Source organism: Streptomyces sp. CNH189 (assembly GCF_000527195.1).
On sequence record NZ_AZUS01000026.1, the window covers coordinates 22350 to 41995 of the forward strand.

Sequence of the window (19646 nt, forward strand, 5' to 3'; positions counted from 1 at the left end):
GTACTCGGGCCGGGCTGCGAGTGGGGCCGACAGCCGTCGGGGCGGCGTGGACGGGGGCGTGGGGCAGCCGCCCGAGGGACCTTGGCGGCCACGGGCCCACGTGTCCGTCGGCTGTGCGGGGGCCGTTCCGCTGTGGCCGGCGGCACTCCGGCCGCCGGGTTCCGAGCGGGGTCGACAGCCGTCGGGGCGGCGTGGGCCGGAGTCCGGGGCATGGGGTGCCCGACGGGGCCCGTCGCCTGTGGTGCGGGCGGCCGACCCGATTCGGGCGCAGGGCGTGAACGCCGGGTCGCTCCTCAGGCCCTGGCCGGCCGGAGGGAGGGCGTCAGGCGGAGACTCGGGGAGATCCCGAGGTGCGCCTCGGAGGCGGGCGGCGTCGGGGCACCCCGCCGCCGGCCTACGGTGTGCTCACCACGGACGTGCGCTTGATCCCGCCGTCGGTCGTCCGGCCGTCAGGCCGCCACCCCGCCGGGTACAGCAAAAAGCCGGTCCACCCCGAGGTGGACCGGCTGGTTGCGGCGATACCGGCTGTGGCCGCGCGCTCAGCGAATGCGTCAGCGCGAGACCTTGCCGGCCTTGATGCACGAGGTGCAGGCGTTCACGCGCTTCGGCGTCCCGCCGACCACGGTACGCACACGCTGGATGTTCGGGTTCCAGCGACGGGACGTACGGCGGTGCGAGTGCGAGATGTTGTTGCCGAAGCCCGGCCCCTTGCCGCAGACGTCGCAGTTGGCAGCCACGGGTCACTCCAAAGACTTCAGATGCACTTACGGTTGATCCCGGCAGGCCGGGATCCAGATCCAGGACTCGAGGAGTCCAACGGATCTGAGTGGCGTTGCCAGGGTGGGAGACGCCCGATCAGATCGGGCAACCGGAGCAGCATACAACGGCTGCACCCGTAGAACGAAACTAGCATGCCAGCTCACGGGCCCGCCTGCGGCCCTCTTCCGGTGGCCAGGGGCCCACGGTCTACGCTGCGTGCCACGTCCAGCAGCTCAAGGAGGCGCAGGTGCCGCAGGTGCCGCAGACATTCTTCGATGCTCTCGCGGTGCGCGCCTGGTGCGGTCTCGCGCTCGACTCGCTGGGACGGGCCCGGGAGGAGATCGACGCGATCAACGTCTATCCCGTGGCGGACGGCGACACCGGGACCAATCTCTATCTGACGCTGGAGTCGGCCGCCACGGCCGTGGAGGCGGTGTTCGCCGGTCACGAGGCCGGTGGGGGAGCGGAGCGCGGCCCGGCCATGGCCGACGCGGTACGGGCCATGGCGCACGGCGCGCTGATCGGCGCCCGTGGCAACTCCGGCACCATCCTCGCCCAGCTGTTGCGCGGGATGGCCCAGGTGCTGGCCTCCGACGAGGCCCCGGCCCACGCCGACGGTCCCGGCCTGGGCCGCGCCCTGCGGCACGCGGCCGACTCCGCCCGGCAGGCGGTGGCGCACCCGGTCGAGGGCACGGTCCTCACCGTCGCCTCGGCCGCCGCCGACGCCGCCGCGACCGCGGCCGGCACGGCGGACTGCGACTGCGGAGAGGTGGCCCGCGCCGCCTACGAGGGCGCCCGCACGGCGCTGGCCGAGACCCCGGACCGGCTGGACGTCCTGCGACGCGCGGGCGTGGTCGACGCGGGCGGACGCGGACTGGTGACGGTGCTCGCGGCACTGGTGGAGACGCTCACCGGCCAGACGCCCCGCACGACCGCCGGACGCGCCGCCGTCCCCGGACCGCACGCGCGCGTGGAGCCCGGCGAGGCGGCACACGGCACCCCCGCCCCCTGCGAGGACGGCGACACCGGAGCGCAGGACGGGAGCCCCGCCTTCGAGGTGATCTACCTGCTGGAGGCCGAGGACGCGGCCGTCGCGCGCCTGCGGAAACGGCTGGACGCCCTCGGCGACTCCCTCGTCGTGGTCGGCGGCGACGGCCTGTGGAACGTCCATGTGCACGTCGACGACGCCGGCGCCGCCGTGGAGGCGGGCGTCGAGGCAGGACGGCCGTATCGCATCCGGATCACCCACTTCGGCGCCGGGGACGCGCACGCCCACGGGGGCGGGCGGACGTTGGGGGAGCGCGCCCAGCGCGCCGTGGTCGCCGTGGTGCCCGGCGAGGGCCTGGCCGGGCTGTACGCCGAGGCCGGCGCCACCGCCGTACTCGCACGCCCGGGTGAGCCGCCCGCGAGCGGGGAGCTCGTCCAGGCCGTACGGCGCGCGCACGCGCGCGAGGTGGTGCTGCTGCCCAACGACGCCGACCTGCGCCACACCGCCGCCGCGGCGGCCGAGCAGGTGCGGGGCGAGGGGGTCCGGGTGGCCCTCATCCCCACCCGTTCCGCGGTCCAGGGCATAGCGGCGCTGGCGGTGCACGAGCCGGAGCGCCGCTTCGACGAGGACGTGGTCGCGATGACCTCGGCGGCCGGCGCCACCCGCTACGCCGAGGTCACCGTCGCCGAGCGGCAGTCCTGGACCATGGCGGGCATCTGCCAGGCCGGCGACGTCCTCGGCCTGGTCGACGGCGACGTGGCCGTCATCGGCCAGGACCTCACGGCCACCGCCGAAGCGGTCCTGGACCGCATGCTGGCGGCGGGCGGGGAACTGGTCACCCTGGTGCTCGGCGACGGCGCCCCCGAGTCGGTCGCCGAACGCCTGGAGGCCCGCGTCCGCGAGGGATACCTGGCCGTCGACACGGTCGTCTACCACGGCGGCCGGCAGGGCGCCGTCCTCCTCATCGGGGTCGAGTGACGGCCGCGTGACCCGGGGGCCGCCGCCCGACGCGCCACCGGCGCCGGTGACCCGCGGTCCACGCTCTGTCAGTGCGGTGGTGTCCAATGGATGCCGTGCCCGCACTGGACGAACCACTGAAGAAAGTGCTCGGCCCCGCCACCGCGAAGGTGATGGCCGAGCACCTCGGCCTGCACACCGTCGGCGACCTCCTGCACCACTACCCGCGCCGGTACGAGGAGCGGGGCCAGCTCACGCACCTCGCCGACCTCCCCATGGACGAGCACGTCACCGTGGTCGCGCAGGTCGCCGACGCCCGGCTGCACACCTTCGCCTCCAGTCGCGCCCCGCGTGGCAAGGGACAGCGCCTGGAGGTGACGATCACCGACGGCAGCGGCCGGCTGCAACTGGTCTTCTTCGGCGCCGGTGTCCACAAGCCGCACAAGGAACTATTGCCGGGCACCCGCGCGATGTTCGCCGGCAAGGTCTCCGTCTTCAACCGTCGCCTCCAACTCGCCCACCCTGCCTACGAGTTGCTGCGCGGGGACGCCGAGGAGACGGTCGAGACCTGGGCCGGCACCCTGATCCCGATCTACCCCGCCACCGCCAAGCTGGAGTCCTGGAAGATCGGCAAGGCGCTGCAGACGGTGCTGCCCAGCGCCCAGGAGGCGGCCGACCCGCTGCCCGAGTCGCTGCGCGAGGGCCGCGGCCTGGTCCCGCTGCCCGAGGCGCTGCTGAAGATCCACCGCCCGCACACCAAGGCCGACATCGAGGACGCCCGCGCCCGCCTCAAGTGGGACGAGGCGTTCGTCCTCCAGGTCGCCCTCGCCCGCCGCAGGTACGCCGACGCCCAGCTCCCCGCCGTACCCCGCCGCCCGCGGCCGGACGGGATCCTCGCCGCCTTCGACGACCGGCTGCCCTTCACCCTCACCGAGGGCCAGCGCAAGGTCTCCGAGGAGATCTTCGCCGACCTCGCCACCGACCACCCCATGCACCGCCTGCTCCAGGGCGAGGTCGGTTCCGGCAAGACCCTGGTCGCCCTGCGCGCCATGCTCGCCGTCGTCGACGCGGGCGGCCAGGCGGCGATGCTCGCGCCCACCGAGGTGCTCGCCCAGCAGCACCACCGCTCGGTCACCGAGATGATGGGGGAGCTGGCCGAGGGCGGCATGCTCGGCGGCGGGGACAACGCCACCAAGGTGGTCCTGCTCACCGGCTCCATGGGGGCCGCCGCGCGCCGCCACGCCCTGCTCGACCTGGCCACCGGCGAGGCCGGCGTCGTCATCGGCACGCACGCGCTGATCGAGGACAAGGTGCAGTTCCACGACCTCGGACTGGTGGTCGTCGACGAGCAGCACCGCTTCGGCGTCGAGCAGCGCGACGCCCTGCGCGGCAAGGGCAAGCAGCCGCCGCACCTGCTGGTCATGACCGCCACCCCGATCCCGCGCACGGTCGCCATGACCGTCTTCGGTGATCTGGAGACCTCCGTCCTGGACCAGCTCCCGGCCGGGCGTTCCCCCATCGCCAGCCATGTCGTCCCGGCCGCCGACAAGCCGCACTTCCTCGCCCGCGCGTGGGAGCGGGTGCGCGAGGAGGTGGAGAAGGGCCACCAGGCCTACGTGGTCTGCCCCCGCATCGGCGACGAGGAGGACGGGGCCAAGGCCAAGAAGAAGGCGCCGGAGGACGAGGCGGAGAAGCGGCCCCCGCTCGCCGTCCTGGACATCGCGGAGCAGCTCGCGCGAGGCCCGCTGGCCGGACTGCGCGTCGAGGTGCTGCACGGCAGGATGCAGCCCGACGACAAGGACGCCGTGATGCGCCGGTTCGCCGCGGGGGAGGCGGACGTGCTGGTGGCCACCACCGTCATCGAGGTCGGCGTCAACGTGCCGAACGCCACCGTGATGGTGATCATGGACGCCGACCGCTTCGGCGTCTCCCAGCTGCACCAGCTGCGCGGACGCGTCGGCCGCGGCTCGGCCCCCGGCCTGTGCCTGCTGGTCAGCGAGATGCCCGAGGCGAGCGCCGCCCGCCAGCGGCTGAACGCCGTCGCCTCCACCCTCGACGGCTTCGAGCTCTCCCGCATCGACCTCGAACAGCGCCGCGAGGGCGACGTGCTGGGCCAGGCCCAGTCCGGCACGCGGTCCAGTCTGCGCATGCTCGCCGTCATCGACGACGAGGAGGTCATCGCCGAGGCCCGCGAGGAGGCCGCCCGGGTCGTCGCCGCCGACCCGGACCTGGAGCGCCTGCCCGCCCTGCGTACGGCCCTGGACGCGCTGCTGGACGAGGAGCGGGAGCAGTACCTGGAGAAGGGCTGACAGACTGGGACGCGGCCACCGGCCCGCACACACCGACCCGTACTCACGGACAAGGACCGAGGACATGACTCGCGTGATCGCCGGCGCGGCCGGCGGACGCCGCCTGGCCGTCCCGCCGGGACAGGGCACCCGCCCCACCTCCGACCGGGCGCGCGAAGGCCTCTTCTCCACCTGGCAGTCGCTGCTCGGCGGCCCGCTCGACGGGGAACGCGTCCTCGACCTGTACGCCGGCTCCGGCGCCGTCGGCCTGGAGGCCCTGTCGCGCGGCGCCGGACACGTCCTGCTCGTCGAGGCCGACGCCCGCGCGGCGCGCACCGTCCGGGAGAACGTGAAGTCGCTCGGGCTCCCCGGCGCCGAGGTGAGATCCGGCAAAGCGGAACAGATCGTCCGCACGGCGCCCCCGGAGCAGCCGTACGACCTCGTCTTCCTGGACCCGCCCTACGCCGTCTCCGACGACGATCTCCGCGAGATCCTGCTCACACTCCGTACCGGGGGGTGGCTCACCGACGACGTCCTCGTCACCGTGGAGCGCAGCACCAGAGGCGGAGAATTCGCCTTTCCGCCGGGTTTCGAGTCCATCCGGGCCCGTCGTTACGGCGAGGGAACGTTTTGGTACGGTCGCGCCGCCTCTACGTGCGAAGACGCACGATGACCGGACCGGAGAGCGAGGGATCACCAGTGCGCCGCGCCGTATGTCCCGGGTCGTTCGACCCGATCACCAACGGACACCTCGACATCATCGCCCGGGCCTCCCGGCTGTACGACGAGGTCTACGTCGCGGTGATGATCAACAAGTCCAAGAAGGGCCTGTTCGAGATCGAGGAGCGGATCGACCTGATCCGCACCGTCACCGCCGAGTACGGCAACGTCAGGGTCGAGGCCTTCCACGGCCTGCTCGTCGACTTCTGCAAGCAGCGCGACATCCCCGCCATCGTCAAGGGCCTGCGCGCGGTGAGCGACTTCGACTACGAGCTGCAGATGGCCCAGATGAACAACGGCCTCTCGGGCGTGGAGACCCTCTTCGTCCCCACCAACCCCACCTACAGCTTCCTGTCCTCCTCGCTCGTCAAGGAGGTCGCCGCCTGGGGCGGGGACGTCTCCCACCTGGTGCCCGCCGAGGTCCTGACGCGGCTCACCGACCGCCTGCGGCAGGACTGACCCGGCCGAGCGCCGCGGGTGCGGGAGCCGTCCGGTGTCCACCGGACGCCCCGTGGCCGTACAGTCGTCCCGTCCGTCTCCAACACAGCTGTAGAGAGTGGCGAGCACACGGTGGACGTGCAGAAGAAGCTCGACGAGATCGTCGCCTCGGTCTCCAGTGCCCGGTCGATGCCCATGTCGGCGTCGTGCGTGGTCAACCGCGCCGAACTGCTCGCCATGCTCGACGAGGTACGCGCGGCGCTGCCCGACTCCCTGGCGCAGGCCGAGGAGTTGATCGGCGGCCAGGCGCACATGGTCGAGCAGGCCCGCCAGGAGGCCGAGCGGATCATCTCCGAGGCGCACGCCCAGCGCGGCACGCTGGTCGCCGACACCGAGGTCGCCCGCCGCTCCCAGGCCGAGGCCGACCGGATCCTCGCCGAGGCCCGCAAGGAGGCCGAGGAGATCCGCGCGGAGGCCGACGACTACGTCGACTCCAAGCTCGCCAACTTCGAGGTCGTCCTCACCAAGACGCTCGGCTCCGTCGGCCGCGGCCGCGAGAAGCTGCTCGGCACCGGTCCCGGCCTCGACGAGCAGGGCTACGAGGACGAGGACGCCCCCGAGCGCAGCCACGACCCCGAGACCCTGCGCCGTACCGCCGACGAGTACGTGGACGTCAAGCTCGGCGCGTTCGAGGCGGTGCTGGCCAAGACCCTGGAGGCCGTCGGCCGGGGCCGGCAGAAGCTGCACGGCCGGATCGCCACCGACGACCTGGGCGCGCTCGCCGACGACACCACGACCGTCCGGCACTCCAGTGACGCCGACTACCTCGCCGACCTGGCCGCGCTGGCCGAGCAGGACGCCCCGGCCAGGCAGCCCGAGCCGCCGCAGCAGCAGCAGCCGCCGCAGCCGCAGGCCCAGCCGTACGCCCAGCCCGAACCCGCCTACGGCTACCAGCAGCAGCCGGACCCCTACGCGGGCTACCAGCAGCAGTACGGCGGCGCCCAGGACCCGTACGCGCAGACCGCCGCCGGCTACGCCCAGGCCGACCCATACGCCGCCTACCAGGGCTACGACGGCTCCCAGCAGGCCTACGACCACGCCCAGGCCGCCCAGCAGGCGCAGCAGGCCCAGCACGGGCAGCAGACGCAACAGGGCTACACGCTGGACGAGACGAGCCTCTTCGACACCAGCATGATCACGCCCGAACAGCTCGAGGCGTACCAGCGCGAGCGGGGCCTGTAGGCCCGGATTGGGACGAGAGCGGAAGGTCCAGTATCCTGGCTCTTCGGTCGCGCGTATGACCGCGATCCACGCTGCCCGGGAAGCACCGGACGGCAGCCCCCCACTCTGAGCTCGAAGATCGAAAGCAGGAATGGCTCTGAACGCCCGCCTCGACCACCGCAACCCCCTCGTGTTCGACACGCACGAGCTGGGGAGGCGGCCCGGTGCGCTGCAGCGCCTGACCCGTACGGTCGACGCTCCGCTGGATCTCGGGATCCAGGGAGTCGTCGGAGTGCCGGAAGGCGCCCCGGTGGAGCTCGAACTGCGGCTCGAGTCGGTCATGGAAGGTGTGCTTGTCACAGGCACCGCCCGTGCCAAGGCCAAGGGGGAGTGCGTAAGGTGTCTGGAGCCGGTCGAGCTGGAGCTCGAAGCGGACTACCAGGAGATGTTCTCGTACCCTGACGCCGACGACCGGGGCCGCGTGACCGCGGAACCGGGCGACGACGCCGAGGACGACGAGGACAGGCTCCTCCTCGAGGACGGCTTGTTCGACCTCGAGCCGGTGCTGCGTGATGCGGTGGTGCTCGCACTGCCGATGCAGCCGGTGTGCCAGGAAGACTGCCCGGGTCTGTGCTCCGAGTGCGGAGTGCGGCTGGCGGACGACCCGGACCACCACCACGACGCCGTCGACATCCGTTGGGCGGCATTGCAGGGACTCGCCGGCACCATGAAGGACGGCGAGAAGGACGAGATGAGCGGCGCCGACGCAGGCGTCGACGAGAAGCAGGAGAAGTAGCCGTGGCTGTTCCGAAGCGGAAGATGTCGCGCAGCAACACGCGCCACCGCCGGTCGCAGTGGAAGGCTGCGGTCCCCACCCTGGTTGCGTGCGAGCGCTGCCACGAGCCCAAGCAGCAGCACATCGCGTGCCCGTCTTGCGGCACTTACAACAAGCGCCAGGTCCTCGAGGTCTGAGCGGCTGGTGAGAGGCACTGTGTCCACGCCGAAGAAAAACTCTGCGGACAACCAGGCCTCGTCCCACACGCTTCTGGAAGGGCGGCTCGGCTACAAGCTCGAGTCCGCCCTTCTGGTGCGTGCGCTGACCCATCGTTCCTACGCGTACGAGAACGGCGGTCTGCCGACGAACGAGCGGCTGGAGTTCCTCGGGGACTCCGTGCTCGGCCTCGTCGTCACCGACACGCTGTACCGCACCCACCCCGACCTGCCCGAAGGCCAGCTGGCCAAGCTGCGGGCCGCGGTGGTCAACTCGCGTGCGCTGGCGGAGGTGGGCCGCGGGCTCGACCTCGGCTCCTTCATCCGGCTGGGCCGCGGTGAAGAGGGAACGGGCGGCCGGGACAAGGCGTCCATCCTCGCCGACACCCTGGAAGCGGTGATCGGTGCTGTCTACCTCGACCAGGGCCTGGAATCGGCGGCGGAGCTGGTGCACCGCCTGTTCGACCCGCTGATCGAGAAGTCTTCGAACCTGGGAGCCGGCCTGGACTGGAAGACCAGTCTCCAGGAGCTCACCGCGACCGAGGGGCTCGGTGTTCCCGAGTACCTGGTCACGGAGACCGGCCCCGACCATGAGAAGACCTTCACTGCTGCCGCCCGCGTCGGAGGCGTCTCGTACGGCACCGGCACCGGCCGCAGCAAGAAGGAGGCGGAGCAGCAAGCCGCCGAGTCCGCGTGGCGGTCCATCCGGGCCGCGGCGGACGAGCGGGCCAAGGCGGCTCAGGAGGCCGAACAGGTCGTCCAGGCCGCCGAGGCCGGAGCCTCCGCCAAGAGCGCCGACGCCCCGTCGGCCTCCGCCTGACGTAGTACGCGCGCGACCCGAGCGCCCGCCCCGCACCCGGGGCGGGCGCTCGGTGCACGTTCCACCGGTCCTGGGAGGGACACCATGCCCGAGCTGCCCGAGGTCGAGGTCGTACGGCGCGGTCTCGAGCGGTGGGTCGCCCACCGGACCGTCGCCGACGCCGAGGTCCTGCACCCGCGCGCGGTACGCCGTCACCTGGCCGGCGCCGACGACTTCGTCCACCGGCTGAAGGGCCACCGCATCGGCGTCCCGCGCCGCCGCGGCAAGTACCTGTGGCTGCCGCTGGAGGACACCGACGAGTCGGTGCTGGCCCACCTCGGCATGAGCGGCCAGCTGCTGATGCAGCCGCACGCGGCGCCGGACGAGAAGCACCTGCGGATCCGCGTCCGCTTCACCGAGCCGCAGTCACCGGACGAGGGACCGGCGGGCGACACCGAGCTGCGCTTCGTCGACCAGCGCACCTTCGGCGGTCTGTCGCTGCACGACAACACCCCCGACGGACTGCCCGACGTCATCGCGCACATCGCCCGGGACCCGCTCGACCCGCTGTTCGACGAGGAGGCCTTCCACCAGGCCCTGCGCCGCAAGCGGACCACCATCAAGCGGGCGCTGCTCGACCAGTCGCTGATCAGCGGCGTCGGCAACATCTACGCCGACGAGGCGCTGTGGCGGGCCCGCATCCACTACGAGCGCCCGACGGCGGGCTTCACCCGCCCGCGCACGTCGCAGCTGCTGGGCCACGTCCGCGACGTGATGAACGCGGCCCTCGTCGCCGGCGGCACCAGCTTCGACAGCCTCTACGTCAACGTCAACGGGGAGTCCGGCTACTTCGACCGGTCCCTGGACGCGTACGGCCGCGAGGGTCTGCCGTGCCGCCGCTGCGGGACGCCGATACGCCGACGGGCGTGGATGAACCGCTCCAGCTACTTCTGCCCGAGGTGTCAGCGGGCGCCGCGCGCCGTGTCGTAGCGCTCACGGGCCTCGAGGACGGTGTCCATGCGGTCCTCCAGGAGGCGGATGAGGGCCAGCAGCTGCCCGGCCACCTCGCGGCCGAGCGGAGTCAGCTCGTAGTCCACCCGGGGCGGGTTGGTCAGCTGGGCCTCACGGTGCACCAGGCCGTCGCGCTCCAGCGCGTGCAGGGTCTGCGACAGCATCTTCTCGCTGACGCCGTCGACCCGTCGCCGCAGCTCGTTGAACCGCAGCGAGCCCTCGTACAGCGCGCCCAGGGTCAGCGCCCCCCAGCGCCCGGTCACATGCTCCAGCGTGACGCGGGAGGGGCAGGACTTGGCGAACACGTTGAAGGGAAGGTCCCGGTCCTCGGAGGCCGACTGCGCGGTCGTCATGCATCCAGCGTACTTCAGAGCAGCGCTTACCAAAGGGTGACGCTTACTGCTGGTAAGCAAGGGGGAGAGTGATCGTGTTGATCCGGGATGCCCGGCCCGACGAGGCAGGCGAGCTGATCGAACTGGCGCTTCGGTCGAAGGCCCACTGGGGCTACGACGAGGCGTTCATGGCGTCGTGCCGGGAGGAACTGACCGTCCGCCCGGCGGAGGTGGGGGAGCGGCGGACCGCGTTGGCCGAACGGCACGGCCGCGTCCTCGGCTTCACGACGGTGGACGGCCGGCCGCCGGAAGGCGCGGTGGGCATGATGTTCGTGGACCCGTCGGTCCTCGGCCAGGGCATCGGCCGCGCCCTCTTCGCACACGCCCTCGACACGGCCAGGGCCGCCGGCTTCCACCGCCTGACGATCGACGCCGACCCGAACGCGCAGCCGTTCTACCGAGCGATGGGCGCGGAACGGATCGGCGAGACGCCGTCGGGCTCGATCCCGGGTCGCGTGCTTCCGCTGCTGGCTGTCACTCCGTGAGACCGGTGCCGCCTCGGGTGGACGCCCTCCTGTGGAGAGGGGGGAGCCGTGAAGGCACGCAGCGTGCTGTCCGGCCCGACGGTGGCATTCGCCCTCGCGGGCATGTGGACGGCGATGATCGCGCTGTGGTTCGTCGCACGTCCGGACGGAGGCGGGGCGATCATGCTGATCCTTGCCGTCGTGTCGGCGCCGGTGTGACTGGCGATCGGGATGCAGCGCCTCAAGGCGAGGCGACCGACGACGAAGGGCCGGCGCCGCCCGCCTGAGACAGACCAAGGGCGCCGGTCGCCAGGCCTCCAGGAGCCGTTGATGCTGCCGGCCGGCGCCCGGGCCGAGTCGTCCGTGGGGGCTCAGTAGCCGAAGTTCTGGGTCCACCAAGGGCCGCCCGGGCCCATGTGGACGCCTACGCCCAGAGTCTTGAAGTCGCAGTTCAGGATGTTCGCCTTGTGGCCGGGGCTGTTCATCCAGGCCTCCATGACCGCCTCGGCGTCCGCCTGGCCCCGGGCTATGTTCTCGCCGCCGAGGTTGGCTATGCCGGCCGCCTGGGCCCTGTCCCACGGGGTGTCGCCGTCGGGGTCCGTGTGGTCGAAGAAGCCGCGGTCGGCCATGTCGTCACTGAAGGCGGTGGCCAGTGCGGCGAGCGCGTTGTCCGTGGTGACCGGGCTGCAGCCCACCTTGGCCCGCTCCGCGTTGACCAGCCGCAGCACCTCCGCGCCGGCGGCGACCTCGGCCGAGACCGGACCCTTGCCCTGGTTGCCGGTCTTCCGCTCGGGCTCCGGCGTCGCCTTGCGGGCCGGCGCCTCCTCCTCGGTCTTCTCCGGCGCGGCCGCGGACTCCGTCTTCTCCGGGGCCTTCTCGGGAGCCTTCGTCGGCGCGGTCGAGGCGGACGGCGCGGACGCGGAGGGCTTCGGGGACACGGAGCGCCCGCCGTCACGGCTCGCCGGGGCACCGGCGTCCCGGCTGGGCGTCTCGACGGATCCGGACGTGCCGCCCTGCTCGGTCGGCAGGTTGGTCGCCACGCCGCCGGCCTGGACCTCGTCGCTGGAGGCGCGGTCGCCGCCGAGCTTGTAGTTCTCCAGGCCGGGCACCGCACCGGTGGCCACCGCGACCGTGCCGAGCGCCACTGCGGCGGACACGCCCAGCAGCCCGGTGCGGACCGGTGTCGCGGCCTTCTTCTTCTTGCGCCGGTGCCCGCTGCCGGGCCGGTCGTCGGCGCCGACGGAGGACGTCTCAGCGGTGCGGACCGGGCGGCGGCGCGGGGTCACGTCAAGGTCGGGGAGCGGGTCGGCGGCGAACGAGTGCACCGCGAAGTCGTACTCGGCGGTGCGGGGGCCCGGGAAGGCGCCGCCCACCGTGGGCTGACCGGCCGCGTCACCGGCGTACGCGTACGCGGCGGGACCGGGCCGGTGCTCCGGGGCGGGCGCGGGGGAGGGGGCAGGGATGCCGTCGGGGAAACCACCCCGGGGGAGGCCGTTGCCGCCGGCCTGGGACGGCGCACCCTCCGTCGCGTACAGGTAGGCCTCGCTGCGGGCGTACGTCTCCGCGTAGGCCTCGGGGTTCAGGTACGGCGCGGTGCCCATGGTGGGCGGGCCGTCGGATCCGGCGCCCAGCGGGTCCTGGCCTTCCCCGAAGAAGCCGTCGTGGTGAGTGACCCCGGCGTCGCGGCTCGTGGCGGCGCGGCCGGCGTCGGAGCGTCGGTGGCGTCCCATGTCGTGGCCTTCCTCGTCCTTGCGGTCGACTCGTCTCGCGACCAGCCCGAAACCCAATGATCACGAAACTCACACGAAGGAGTGAGTTTCATATGAGATTCATGGGTGGGGACGCTACCGCATGGCGCCAGGGGGCGGAGTGCCCGGTGTGACTTTGTCCGGTTAGGTTGCAGGCATGAGCGAGGATGTGCGACTGGTCGCCTGGGTGCGGGGACGTGTCCAGGGTGTGGGCTTCCGCTGGTTCACCCGGGCCAAGGCGCTGGAGATCGGCGGCCTGCGGGGCTTCGCCCTCAATCTGGGTGACGGCAGGGTGCAGGTGGTCGCCGAGGGCCCCCGTAACCACTGCGAAGGTCTGCTGGAGTGGCTCCAGGCCGGCGACACGCCCGGGCGCGTGGACGGAGTGACCGAGATCTGGGACACACCTCGCGGCGGCTACGACGGCTTCGCGATCCGCTGACGGGCCCCGCCCGGCCGGCCGGGACGCGCACTCCTTGACTGCTGTCGCACGCCGTCAGCGGGGAGAAACTCCTGGTGATTGAGGAGAACGGCTTGCCACCGCGGGCGTCGCCCGCCAAGATGATCGCCACGTCCCGAGGACCCGTGAGGATCGCGACGCCGCCGCTTCCCGGCCGTGCGCACCCGGTTGTCCGCCAATACGGGGCGTGATCGTGTTGACCCTCAAACTTTTTGGTGAGACGCTAAAAGCCCCGCGCACCTTAGCTGTTTGGCATGGCTGAACGGCAGTACAACTCCAGGCTTGCCAAGCACCGCGGGTGCGAATCCCTCACGACCCACACCGCATCGGTCGGTCACTCATTGTGGAGGACCATCCATCATGGCAAAGGCGCTTCTCGGTTACGTCGGCGGCTCCGACCCGCGACTCCTCGCCGAGATGCGACGGCTCCAGCAGCGCGTCCAGGACCTGGAATCCGAGCTCGTACGGATCCAGGCCGAGAAGGACGCCCTGAAGGCTGCCGCTTCTCACGACAGGATCATGGAGAGCGTTGACGCACACCAGGCGGAGCCTGCGCTCACCTGATCACTGCATCGCTCCACGAACAGCAGCGCAGTGGTCGGGCTTGCCCGTCACCACCGCCAGGCAGTCAGAACTGCAAGGGACGCTCCGGCGTCCCTTCTTTCTTTCTCCTCCGCGTCCCGGACACCCGCACCGCACGCGCCGTGCACACTCACGCGGCAACGTCGCGAACCCCGCGCGGGGAAGTCTCTGTCCCGCGCACCCTTTCATCGTCTTAACGTCTGGCATGCCCTGCGCGTTCACCCGCGAAACCGCGCGCTCATGGAGTGAGACATGCCCGGCGGGTAGAGTCCGACGGCGTGCACCTCAAGGCCCTGACCCTCCGCGGCTTCAAGTCGTTCGCCTCCGCGACCACGCTCCGGTTCGAGCCGGGGATCACCTGCGTCGTCGGTCCGAACGGCTCGGGCAAGTCCAACGTGGTGGACGCGCTCAGCTGGGTCATGGGCGAGCAGGGCGCCAAGTCGCTGCGCGGCGGCAAGATGGAGGACGTCATCTTCGCCGGCACCACCGGCCGCCCGCCGCTGGGCCGCGCCGAGGTGTCGCTGACCATCGACAACTCCGACGGCGCCCTCCCCATCGAGTACGCCGAGGTCACGATCACGCGGATCATGTTCCGCAACGGCGGCAGCGAGTACCAGATCAACGGCGACACCTGCCGCCTGCTGGACATCCAGGAACTGCTGTCCGACTCCGGCATCGGCCGTGAGATGCACGTCATCGTCGGCCAGGGCCAGCTCGACTCCGTCCTGCACGCCGACCCCATGGGCCGCCGCGCCTTCATCGAAGAAGCGGCCGGCGTCCTCAAGCATCGCAAGCGCAAGGAGAAGGCGCTGCGCAAGCTGGACGCGATGCAGGCCAACCTCGCGCGCGTGCAGGACCTCACCGACGAGCTCCGCCGGCAGCTCAAGCCCCTCGGTCGGCAGGCTGCCGTCGCCCGCCGGGCCGCCGTCATCCAGGCCGACCTGCGCGACGCGCGCCTGCGCCTCCTCGCCGACGACCTCGTGAGGCTGCGTGAGGCGCTCCAGGCCGAGATCGCCGACGAGGCCGCTCTCAAGGAGCGCAAGGAGGCCGCCGAGGCCGACCTGAGGAAGGCCCTCCAGCGCGAGGCCCTCCTGGAGGACGAGGTACGCCGGCTCACCCCGCGGCTGCGGAACGCCCAGCAGACCTGGTACGAGCTCTCCCAGCTCGCCGAACGGGTCCGCGGCACCGTCTCCCTCGCCGACGCGCGCGTGAAGAGCGCCACCTCCGCGCCCCCCGAGGAACGACGCGGCCGGGATCCCGAGGACATGGAGCGTGAGGCCGCCCGCTTCCGCGAGCAGGAGGCCGAACTGGAGGCCGCCCTGGAGGCGGCCGAACGCGCCCTGGAGGACACGGTCGCCCACCGCGCCGAACTGGAGCGCGAGCTGGCGCAGGAGGAACGGCGCCTGAAGGACGTCGCCCGCGCCATCGCGGACCGGCGCGAAGGGCTCGCCCGGCTCAAGGGACAGGTGGGCGCCGCCCGTTCCCGGGCCGCCGCCGCCCAGGCCGAGATCGAGCGGCTGGCCGCCGCCCGGGACGAGGCCCAGCAGCGGGCCGTCACCGCCCAGGAGGAGTACGAGACCCTCAAGGCGGAGGTCGACGGCCTCGACGCGGGGGACGCGGAACTCGCCGAGCGGCACGAGGAGGCCAGACGCGGGCTCGCCGAGGCCGAGGCCGCCCTCACCGCCGCACGCGAGGCGGCCACCGCCGCGGAGAGGAAACGGGCCGCGACCCAGGCACGCCACGAGGCGCTGGCGCTCGGCCTGCGCCGCAAGGACGGCAGCGGGGCGCTCCTTGAGGCGCAGGACCGTCTGCACGGACTGCTCGGACCCGCCGCGGAACTGCTGACCGTGTCGCCCGGCCACGAGGTGGCCCTCGCCGCCGCGTTCGGCGCGGCCGCGGACGCCCTGGCGGTCACCACCCCTTCCGCCGCGGCCGACGCCATCCGTCTCCTGCGCAAACAGGATGCGGGCCGGGCCGCCCTCCTGGTGACGGGCCCGTCCTCCGACACCGCAGGCGAGACCACGCCCAGGGGCGCGGGGAACAGTGCGCCCCGCCATGACGCACCCGCACCCACGCCCCCCTCCGGAACCCCCCTCCCCGCGGAGCGCCTCGTCAGCGGCCCCGGCGACCTCATGCCCGCCGTGCGCCGCCTGCTGCACGGCATGGTCGTCGTCGGCACCCTCGAGGACGCCGAGGACCTGGTCTACGCCCGCCCCGACCTCACCGCCGTCACCGCCGAGGGAGACCTGCTCGGCGCCCACTTCGCGCAGGGCGGTTCGGCCGGCGCCCCCAGCCTGCTGGAGGTGCAGGCGTCCGTCGACGAGGCCGCCGCCGAGCTGGAGGAACTCGCGGTGCGCTGCGAGAAGCTGGCCGAGGCACAGGAGGAGGCGGCCCACCGGCGCCGCGAGTGCGCGGCCCTCGTCGAGGAACTGGGGGAGCGGCGGCGGGCCGCCGACCGGGAGAAGTCCACCGTCGCCCAGCGGCTGGGGCGGCTCGCCGGCCAGGCCAGGGGCGCCGCGGGCGAGGCAGAGCGGGCCGGGGCCGCCGCCGCCCGGGCGCAGGAGGCCCTGGACAAGGCGCTCGCCGACGCCGAGGAACTCGCCGAGCGGCTCGAGACCGCCGAGGAGATGCCGTTCGAGGAGGAGCCCGACACCGCCGTACGCGACCGGCTCGCCGCGGACGGGGCCAACGCCCGCCAGACGGAGATGGAAGCCCGCCTCCAGGTCCGTACGCACGAGGAGCGGGTGAAGGGGCTGGCCGGACGGGCCGACTCCCTGGACCGGGCCGCCCGCGCGGAACGCGAGGCACGCGCGCGTGCGGAACAGCGCAGGGCCCGGCTGCGCCACGAGGCCGAGGTGGCGGGCGCCGTCGCCGCGGGCGCCCGCCAGCTGCTCGCGCACGTCGAGGTGTCCCTGACCCGCGCCGCCGAGGAGCGCACTGCGGCCGAGGCCGCCAAGGCCCGGCGTGAGGAGGAACTCGCCCGCGCCCGCACCGAGGGACGCGATCTCAAGGCGGAACTCGACAAGTTGACGGATTCGGTTCACCGAGGCGAGGTACTAGGAGCGGAGAAGCGGCTGCGGATGGAGCAGCTGGAGGCGAAGGCGCTGGAGGAACTGGGTGTCGAACCGGCCGGGCTGGTGGCGGAGTACGGACCGCACCAGTTGGTGCCGCCCTCGCCCCCCGCCGACGGCGAGCGGCTGCCGGAGGACCCGGAGCACCCGCGCAACAGGCCCCGCCCCTTCGTACGGGCCGAGCAGGAGAAGCGCCTGAAGGCGGCCGAGCGTGCCTACCAGCAGCTCGGCAAGGTGAACCCGCTCGCCCTGGAGGAGTTCGCGGCGCTGGAGGAACGCCACCAGTTCCTCAGCGAGCAGCTGGAGGACCTGAAGAAGACCCGCGCGGACCTGCTCCAGGTCGTCAAGGAGGTCGACGAACGCGTCGAGCAGGTCTTCACCGAGGCCTACCGGGACACCGCCCGGGAGTTCGAAGGCGTCTTCTCCCGGCTCTTCCCGGGTGGGGAGGGGCGCCTGGTGCTGACCGACCCCGACAACATGCTCACCACGGGTGTGGACGTCGAGGCGCGTCCGCCCGGCAAGAAGGTCAAGCGGCTGTCGCTGCTGTCGGGCGGCGAACGCTCCCTGACCGCCGTGGCGCTGCTCGTGTCGATCTTCAAGGCGCGCCCCAGCCCGTTCTACGTGATGGACGAGGTCGAGGCCGCGCTCGACGACACCAACCTCCAGCGGCTGATCCGGATCATGCAGGAGCTCCAGGAAGCCTCCCAGCTGATCGTGATCACGCATCAGAAGCGCACCATGGAGGTCGCCGACGCGCTCTACGGCGTCTCCATGCAGGGCGACGGCGTGTCAAAGGTCATCAGTCAGCGTCTCCGCTGAAGCGGCTCAACTTCTTCAAGATGTGAACACCTTCTGGGTTCGGCACGGGCTCCTGCGTCTTGAAGCTCACATCTGCGCACCTCTTGACTTCAATAATTGAAGACATAGTCTCTGCAATGTTGTTCTTACCTTCAGGTGCCTATGGCTGGAACCTAGAAGGGCTGACCCCCACCCGGCGACGTTGCCGGTGGCCCGAGGAGTACACGTGACCAGCACCGCGCAGGCACACACAACAGGAGCCCGGACGGCTCACCCCGAACATCTCGGGCACGTCATCTTCATCGCAGCGGCCGCCGCCATGGGCGGCTTCCTCTTCGGCTACGACAGCTCCGTGATCAACGGCGCCGTCGAGGCCGTCCGCGACCGCTACGACATCGGCTCGGCCGCACTCGCCCAGGTCATCGCCATCGCGCTGATCGGCTGTGCGATCGGCGCCGCCACCGCGGGCCGGATAGCCGACCGCATCGGACGTATCCGGTGCATGCAGATCGCCGCGGTCCTGTTCACCGTCAGCGCCGTCGGCTCCGCGCTGCCCTTCGCGCTGTGGGACCTCGCCTTCTGGCGGGTCGTCGGCGGCTTCGCCATCGGCATGGCCTCCGTCATCGGCCCGGCCTACATCGCCGAGGTCGCCCCGCCCGCCTACCGCGGCCGCCTCGGCTCCTTCCAGCAGGCCGCGATCGTCGTCGGCATCGCCGTCTCCCAGCTCGTCAACTGGGGCATCCTGAACGCGGCCGACGGGGACCAGCGCGGTGAGCTGATGGGCCTGGAGGCCTGGCAGGTCATGCTCGGCGTCATGGTGGTCCCGGCGGTCCTCTACGGCCTGCTGTCCTTCGCCATCCCCGAGTCCCCGCGCTACCTGATCTCCGTCGGCAAGCACGAGCGCGCCAAGCAGATCCTCACCGAGGTCGAGGGCGGCGACATCGACCTCGACGCCCGCGTCTCCGAGATCGAGACCGGCATGCACCGCGAGGAGAAGTCCAGCTTCAAGGACCTGCTCGGCGGCAGCTTCTTCTTCAAGCCGATCGTCTGGGTCGGCATCGGCCTGTCGGTGTTCCAGCAGTTCGTCGGCATCAACGTCGCCTTCTACTACTCGGCCACGCTGTGGCAGTCGGTCGGCGTCGACCCGTCGGACTCCTTCTTCTACTCGTTCACCACGTCGATCATCAACATCGTCGGCACGGTGATCGCGATGATCTTCGTCGACCGCATCGGCCGCCGGCCGCTCGCCATCATCGGCTCGGTCGGCATGGTGATCGGTCTGGCGCTGGAGGCCTGGGCGTTCTCCGCGAACCTCGTCGACGGCCAGCTGCCCGCCACGCAGGGCTGGGTGGCCCTGATCGCCGCCCACGTCTTCGTCCTCTTCTTCGCCCTGTCGTGGGGTGTGGTCGTGTGGGTCATGCTCGGCGAGATGTTCCCGAACCGGATCCGGGCCGCCGCCCTCGGTGTCGCCGCGGCCGCGCAGTGGATCGCCAACTGGGCCATCACCGCGAGCTTCCCGTCGCTGGCGGACTGGAACCTGTCCGTCACGTATGTGATCTACACGGTGTTCGCGGCGCTCTCCATTCCGTTCGTGTTGAAGTTCGTAAAGGAGACGAAGGGGAAGCGGCTGGAGGAGATGGGCTGACGCCCCTCGTCCTCCCCCCTTTGCCCGGGGGTTGGGGGTTGCTCCCCGCCGGCCCTGCCTCTCGTGTGAGGTTCACCTGCTGCCCTGGCTCGGGTTTGTCCGAGCTGGGGCGGTGGCGTGTTCGTGGGTCCGTGCGGGTGGGTGGGGGTTGATCGCGCAGTTCCCCGCGCCCCTGGAGGGGTGGTTGCTGCTGAGTGGACCGCGTGCCGGCCGTTGGGGCTGGGCGCGCGGTTCCCCGCGCCCCTGAGGGGGCGGTGCCTTCGGAGTGGACGGCGTGCCGGCCACTGTGGCTGGGCGCGCGGTTCCCCGCGCCCCTGG

18 protein-coding genes are annotated in these 19646 nt (G+C 72.0%); 15 read left to right on the forward strand and 3 right to left on the reverse strand.

Annotation, left to right across the window (positions count from 1 at the left end; translation table 11 throughout):
- Window positions 1-551: 551 nt before the first annotated feature.
- Window positions 552-737, reverse strand: a complete 186-nt coding sequence (gene rpmB / locus B100_RS0129215; RefSeq protein WP_003993230.1) for a 50S ribosomal protein L28 — start codon at window positions 735-737, stop codon at window positions 552-554.
- Window positions 738-1006: 269 nt separating this feature from the next.
- Between rpmB and B100_RS0129220 the strand changes: the two genes are divergently transcribed.
- The 9 genes from B100_RS0129220 to mutM all read left to right on the forward strand — a co-directional run bounded on the left by B100_RS0129220 (window position 1007) and on the right by mutM (window position 10150).
- Window positions 1007-2725 (forward strand): DAK2 domain-containing protein, encoded by a 1719-nt coding sequence (locus tag B100_RS0129220; protein WP_024887933.1) that lies wholly within the window; start codon window positions 1007-1009, stop codon window positions 2723-2725.
- Between the two features lie 86 nt (window positions 2726-2811).
- Window positions 2812-5013, forward strand: coding sequence for an ATP-dependent DNA helicase RecG (gene recG / locus B100_RS0129225; RefSeq protein ID WP_024887934.1), 2202 nt, complete (start codon window positions 2812-2814; stop codon window positions 5011-5013).
- Between the two features lie 64 nt (window positions 5014-5077).
- A complete protein-coding gene (gene rsmD, locus B100_RS0129230; RefSeq protein ID WP_024887935.1) occupies window positions 5078-5665 on the forward strand; it encodes a 16S rRNA (guanine(966)-N(2))-methyltransferase RsmD in 588 nt (195 codons plus the stop codon).
- Window positions 5666-5691: 26 nt separating this feature from the next.
- A complete protein-coding gene (gene coaD, locus B100_RS0129235; RefSeq protein WP_024887936.1) occupies window positions 5692-6171 on the forward strand; it encodes a pantetheine-phosphate adenylyltransferase in 480 nt (159 codons plus the stop codon).
- A 111-nt stretch (window positions 6172-6282) separates the two neighbouring features.
- Window positions 6283-7392: a hypothetical protein gene (locus B100_RS0129240; RefSeq protein WP_024887937.1), complete on the forward strand. Its 1110-nt coding sequence runs from the start codon at window positions 6283-6285 to the stop codon at window positions 7390-7392.
- 130 nt (window positions 7393-7522) lie between these two features.
- Window positions 7523-8167 (forward strand): YceD family protein, encoded by a 645-nt coding sequence (locus B100_RS0129245; protein ID WP_024887938.1) that lies wholly within the window; start codon window positions 7523-7525, stop codon window positions 8165-8167.
- A gap of 2 nt (window positions 8168-8169) precedes the next feature.
- Complete coding sequence (rpmF, locus tag B100_RS0129250; protein WP_003951102.1) at window positions 8170-8343, forward strand: 50S ribosomal protein L32; 174 nt, start codon at window positions 8170-8172, stop codon at window positions 8341-8343.
- Between the two features lie 19 nt (window positions 8344-8362).
- Window positions 8363-9181, forward strand: a complete 819-nt coding sequence (gene rnc, locus B100_RS0129255) for a ribonuclease III (RefSeq protein ID WP_024887939.1) — start codon at window positions 8363-8365, stop codon at window positions 9179-9181.
- A gap of 84 nt (window positions 9182-9265) precedes the next feature.
- Window positions 9266-10150, forward strand: a complete 885-nt coding sequence (mutM, locus tag B100_RS0129260; RefSeq protein WP_024887940.1) for a bifunctional DNA-formamidopyrimidine glycosylase/DNA-(apurinic or apyrimidinic site) lyase — start codon at window positions 9266-9268, stop codon at window positions 10148-10150.
- On the opposite strand, the gene B100_RS0129265 is transcribed toward mutM, so the two are convergent.
- On the reverse strand, window positions 10123-10524 hold the full coding sequence (locus B100_RS0129265; RefSeq protein ID WP_024887941.1) for a winged helix-turn-helix transcriptional regulator: 402 nt from the start codon (window positions 10522-10524) through the stop codon (window positions 10123-10125). The two genes, mutM and B100_RS0129265, sit on opposite strands and share 28 nt — an antisense overlap.
- Before the next feature lie 74 nt (window positions 10525-10598).
- On the opposite strand from B100_RS0129265, the gene B100_RS0129270 reads away from it, so the two are divergent.
- Together B100_RS0129270 and B100_RS37045 are read left to right on the forward strand one after the other, a co-directional pair.
- On the forward strand, window positions 10599-11048 hold the full coding sequence (locus tag B100_RS0129270; protein WP_024887942.1) for a GNAT family N-acetyltransferase: 450 nt from the start codon (window positions 10599-10601) through the stop codon (window positions 11046-11048).
- A gap of 48 nt (window positions 11049-11096) precedes the next feature.
- Complete coding sequence (locus tag B100_RS37045; protein WP_158686757.1) at window positions 11097-11246, forward strand: hypothetical protein; 150 nt, start codon at window positions 11097-11099, stop codon at window positions 11244-11246.
- A 152-nt stretch (window positions 11247-11398) separates the two neighbouring features.
- Here B100_RS37045 and B100_RS0129280 read toward each other — a convergent pair whose 3' ends face one another.
- Window positions 11399-12757, reverse strand: a complete 1359-nt coding sequence (locus B100_RS0129280) for a CAP domain-containing protein (protein ID WP_024887943.1) — start codon at window positions 12755-12757, stop codon at window positions 11399-11401.
- A gap of 175 nt (window positions 12758-12932) precedes the next feature.
- Here B100_RS0129280 and B100_RS0129285 point away from each other — a divergent pair, with 175 nt between their 5' ends.
- The 4 genes from B100_RS0129285 (at window position 12933) to B100_RS0129300 (ending at window position 19328) form a co-directional block, all read left to right on the forward strand.
- Window positions 12933-13214 carry an acylphosphatase gene (locus B100_RS0129285; protein WP_024887944.1) on the forward strand — a complete coding sequence of 94 codons (282 nt, stop codon included), beginning with the start codon at window positions 12933-12935 and terminating at the stop codon, window positions 13212-13214.
- A 378-nt stretch (window positions 13215-13592) separates the two neighbouring features.
- Window positions 13593-13796, forward strand: a complete 204-nt coding sequence (locus tag B100_RS0129290) for a hypothetical protein (RefSeq protein ID WP_006130460.1) — start codon at window positions 13593-13595, stop codon at window positions 13794-13796.
- Between the two features lie 296 nt (window positions 13797-14092).
- Window positions 14093-17704 carry a chromosome segregation protein SMC gene (smc, locus tag B100_RS0129295; RefSeq protein WP_024887945.1) on the forward strand — a complete coding sequence of 1204 codons (3612 nt, stop codon included), beginning with the start codon at window positions 14093-14095 and terminating at the stop codon, window positions 17702-17704.
- Between the two features lie 205 nt (window positions 17705-17909).
- A complete protein-coding gene (locus B100_RS0129300; protein ID WP_024887946.1) occupies window positions 17910-19328 on the forward strand; it encodes a sugar porter family MFS transporter in 1419 nt (472 codons plus the stop codon).
- The last annotated feature ends 318 nt before the right edge of the window (window positions 19329-19646 follow it).

Excerpts from the sequence above, each read along its gene's own strand:
- recG (WP_024887934.1), top strand. The coding sequence starts at position 2,812 with ATGGATGCCGTGCCCGCACTGGACGAACCACTGAAGAAAGTGCTCGGC.
- rsmD (WP_024887935.1), top strand. The coding sequence starts at position 5,078 with ATGACTCGCGTGATCGCCGGCGCGGCCGGCGGACGCCGCCTGGCCGTC.
- B100_RS0129245 (WP_024887938.1), top strand. The coding sequence starts at position 7,523 with ATGGCTCTGAACGCCCGCCTCGACCACCGCAACCCCCTCGTGTTCGAC.
- mutM (WP_024887940.1), top strand. The coding sequence starts at position 9,266 with ATGCCCGAGCTGCCCGAGGTCGAGGTCGTACGGCGCGGTCTCGAGCGG.
- B100_RS0129265 (WP_024887941.1), bottom strand. The coding sequence starts at position 10,524 with ATGACGACCGCGCAGTCGGCCTCCGAGGACCGGGACCTTCCCTTCAAC.
- B100_RS0129280 (WP_024887943.1), bottom strand. The coding sequence starts at position 12,757 with ATGGGACGCCACCGACGCTCCGACGCCGGCCGCGCCGCCACGAGCCGC.
- B100_RS0129285 (WP_024887944.1), top strand. The coding sequence starts at position 12,933 with ATGAGCGAGGATGTGCGACTGGTCGCCTGGGTGCGGGGACGTGTCCAG.
- B100_RS0129290 (WP_006130460.1), top strand. The coding sequence starts at position 13,593 with ATGGCAAAGGCGCTTCTCGGTTACGTCGGCGGCTCCGACCCGCGACTC.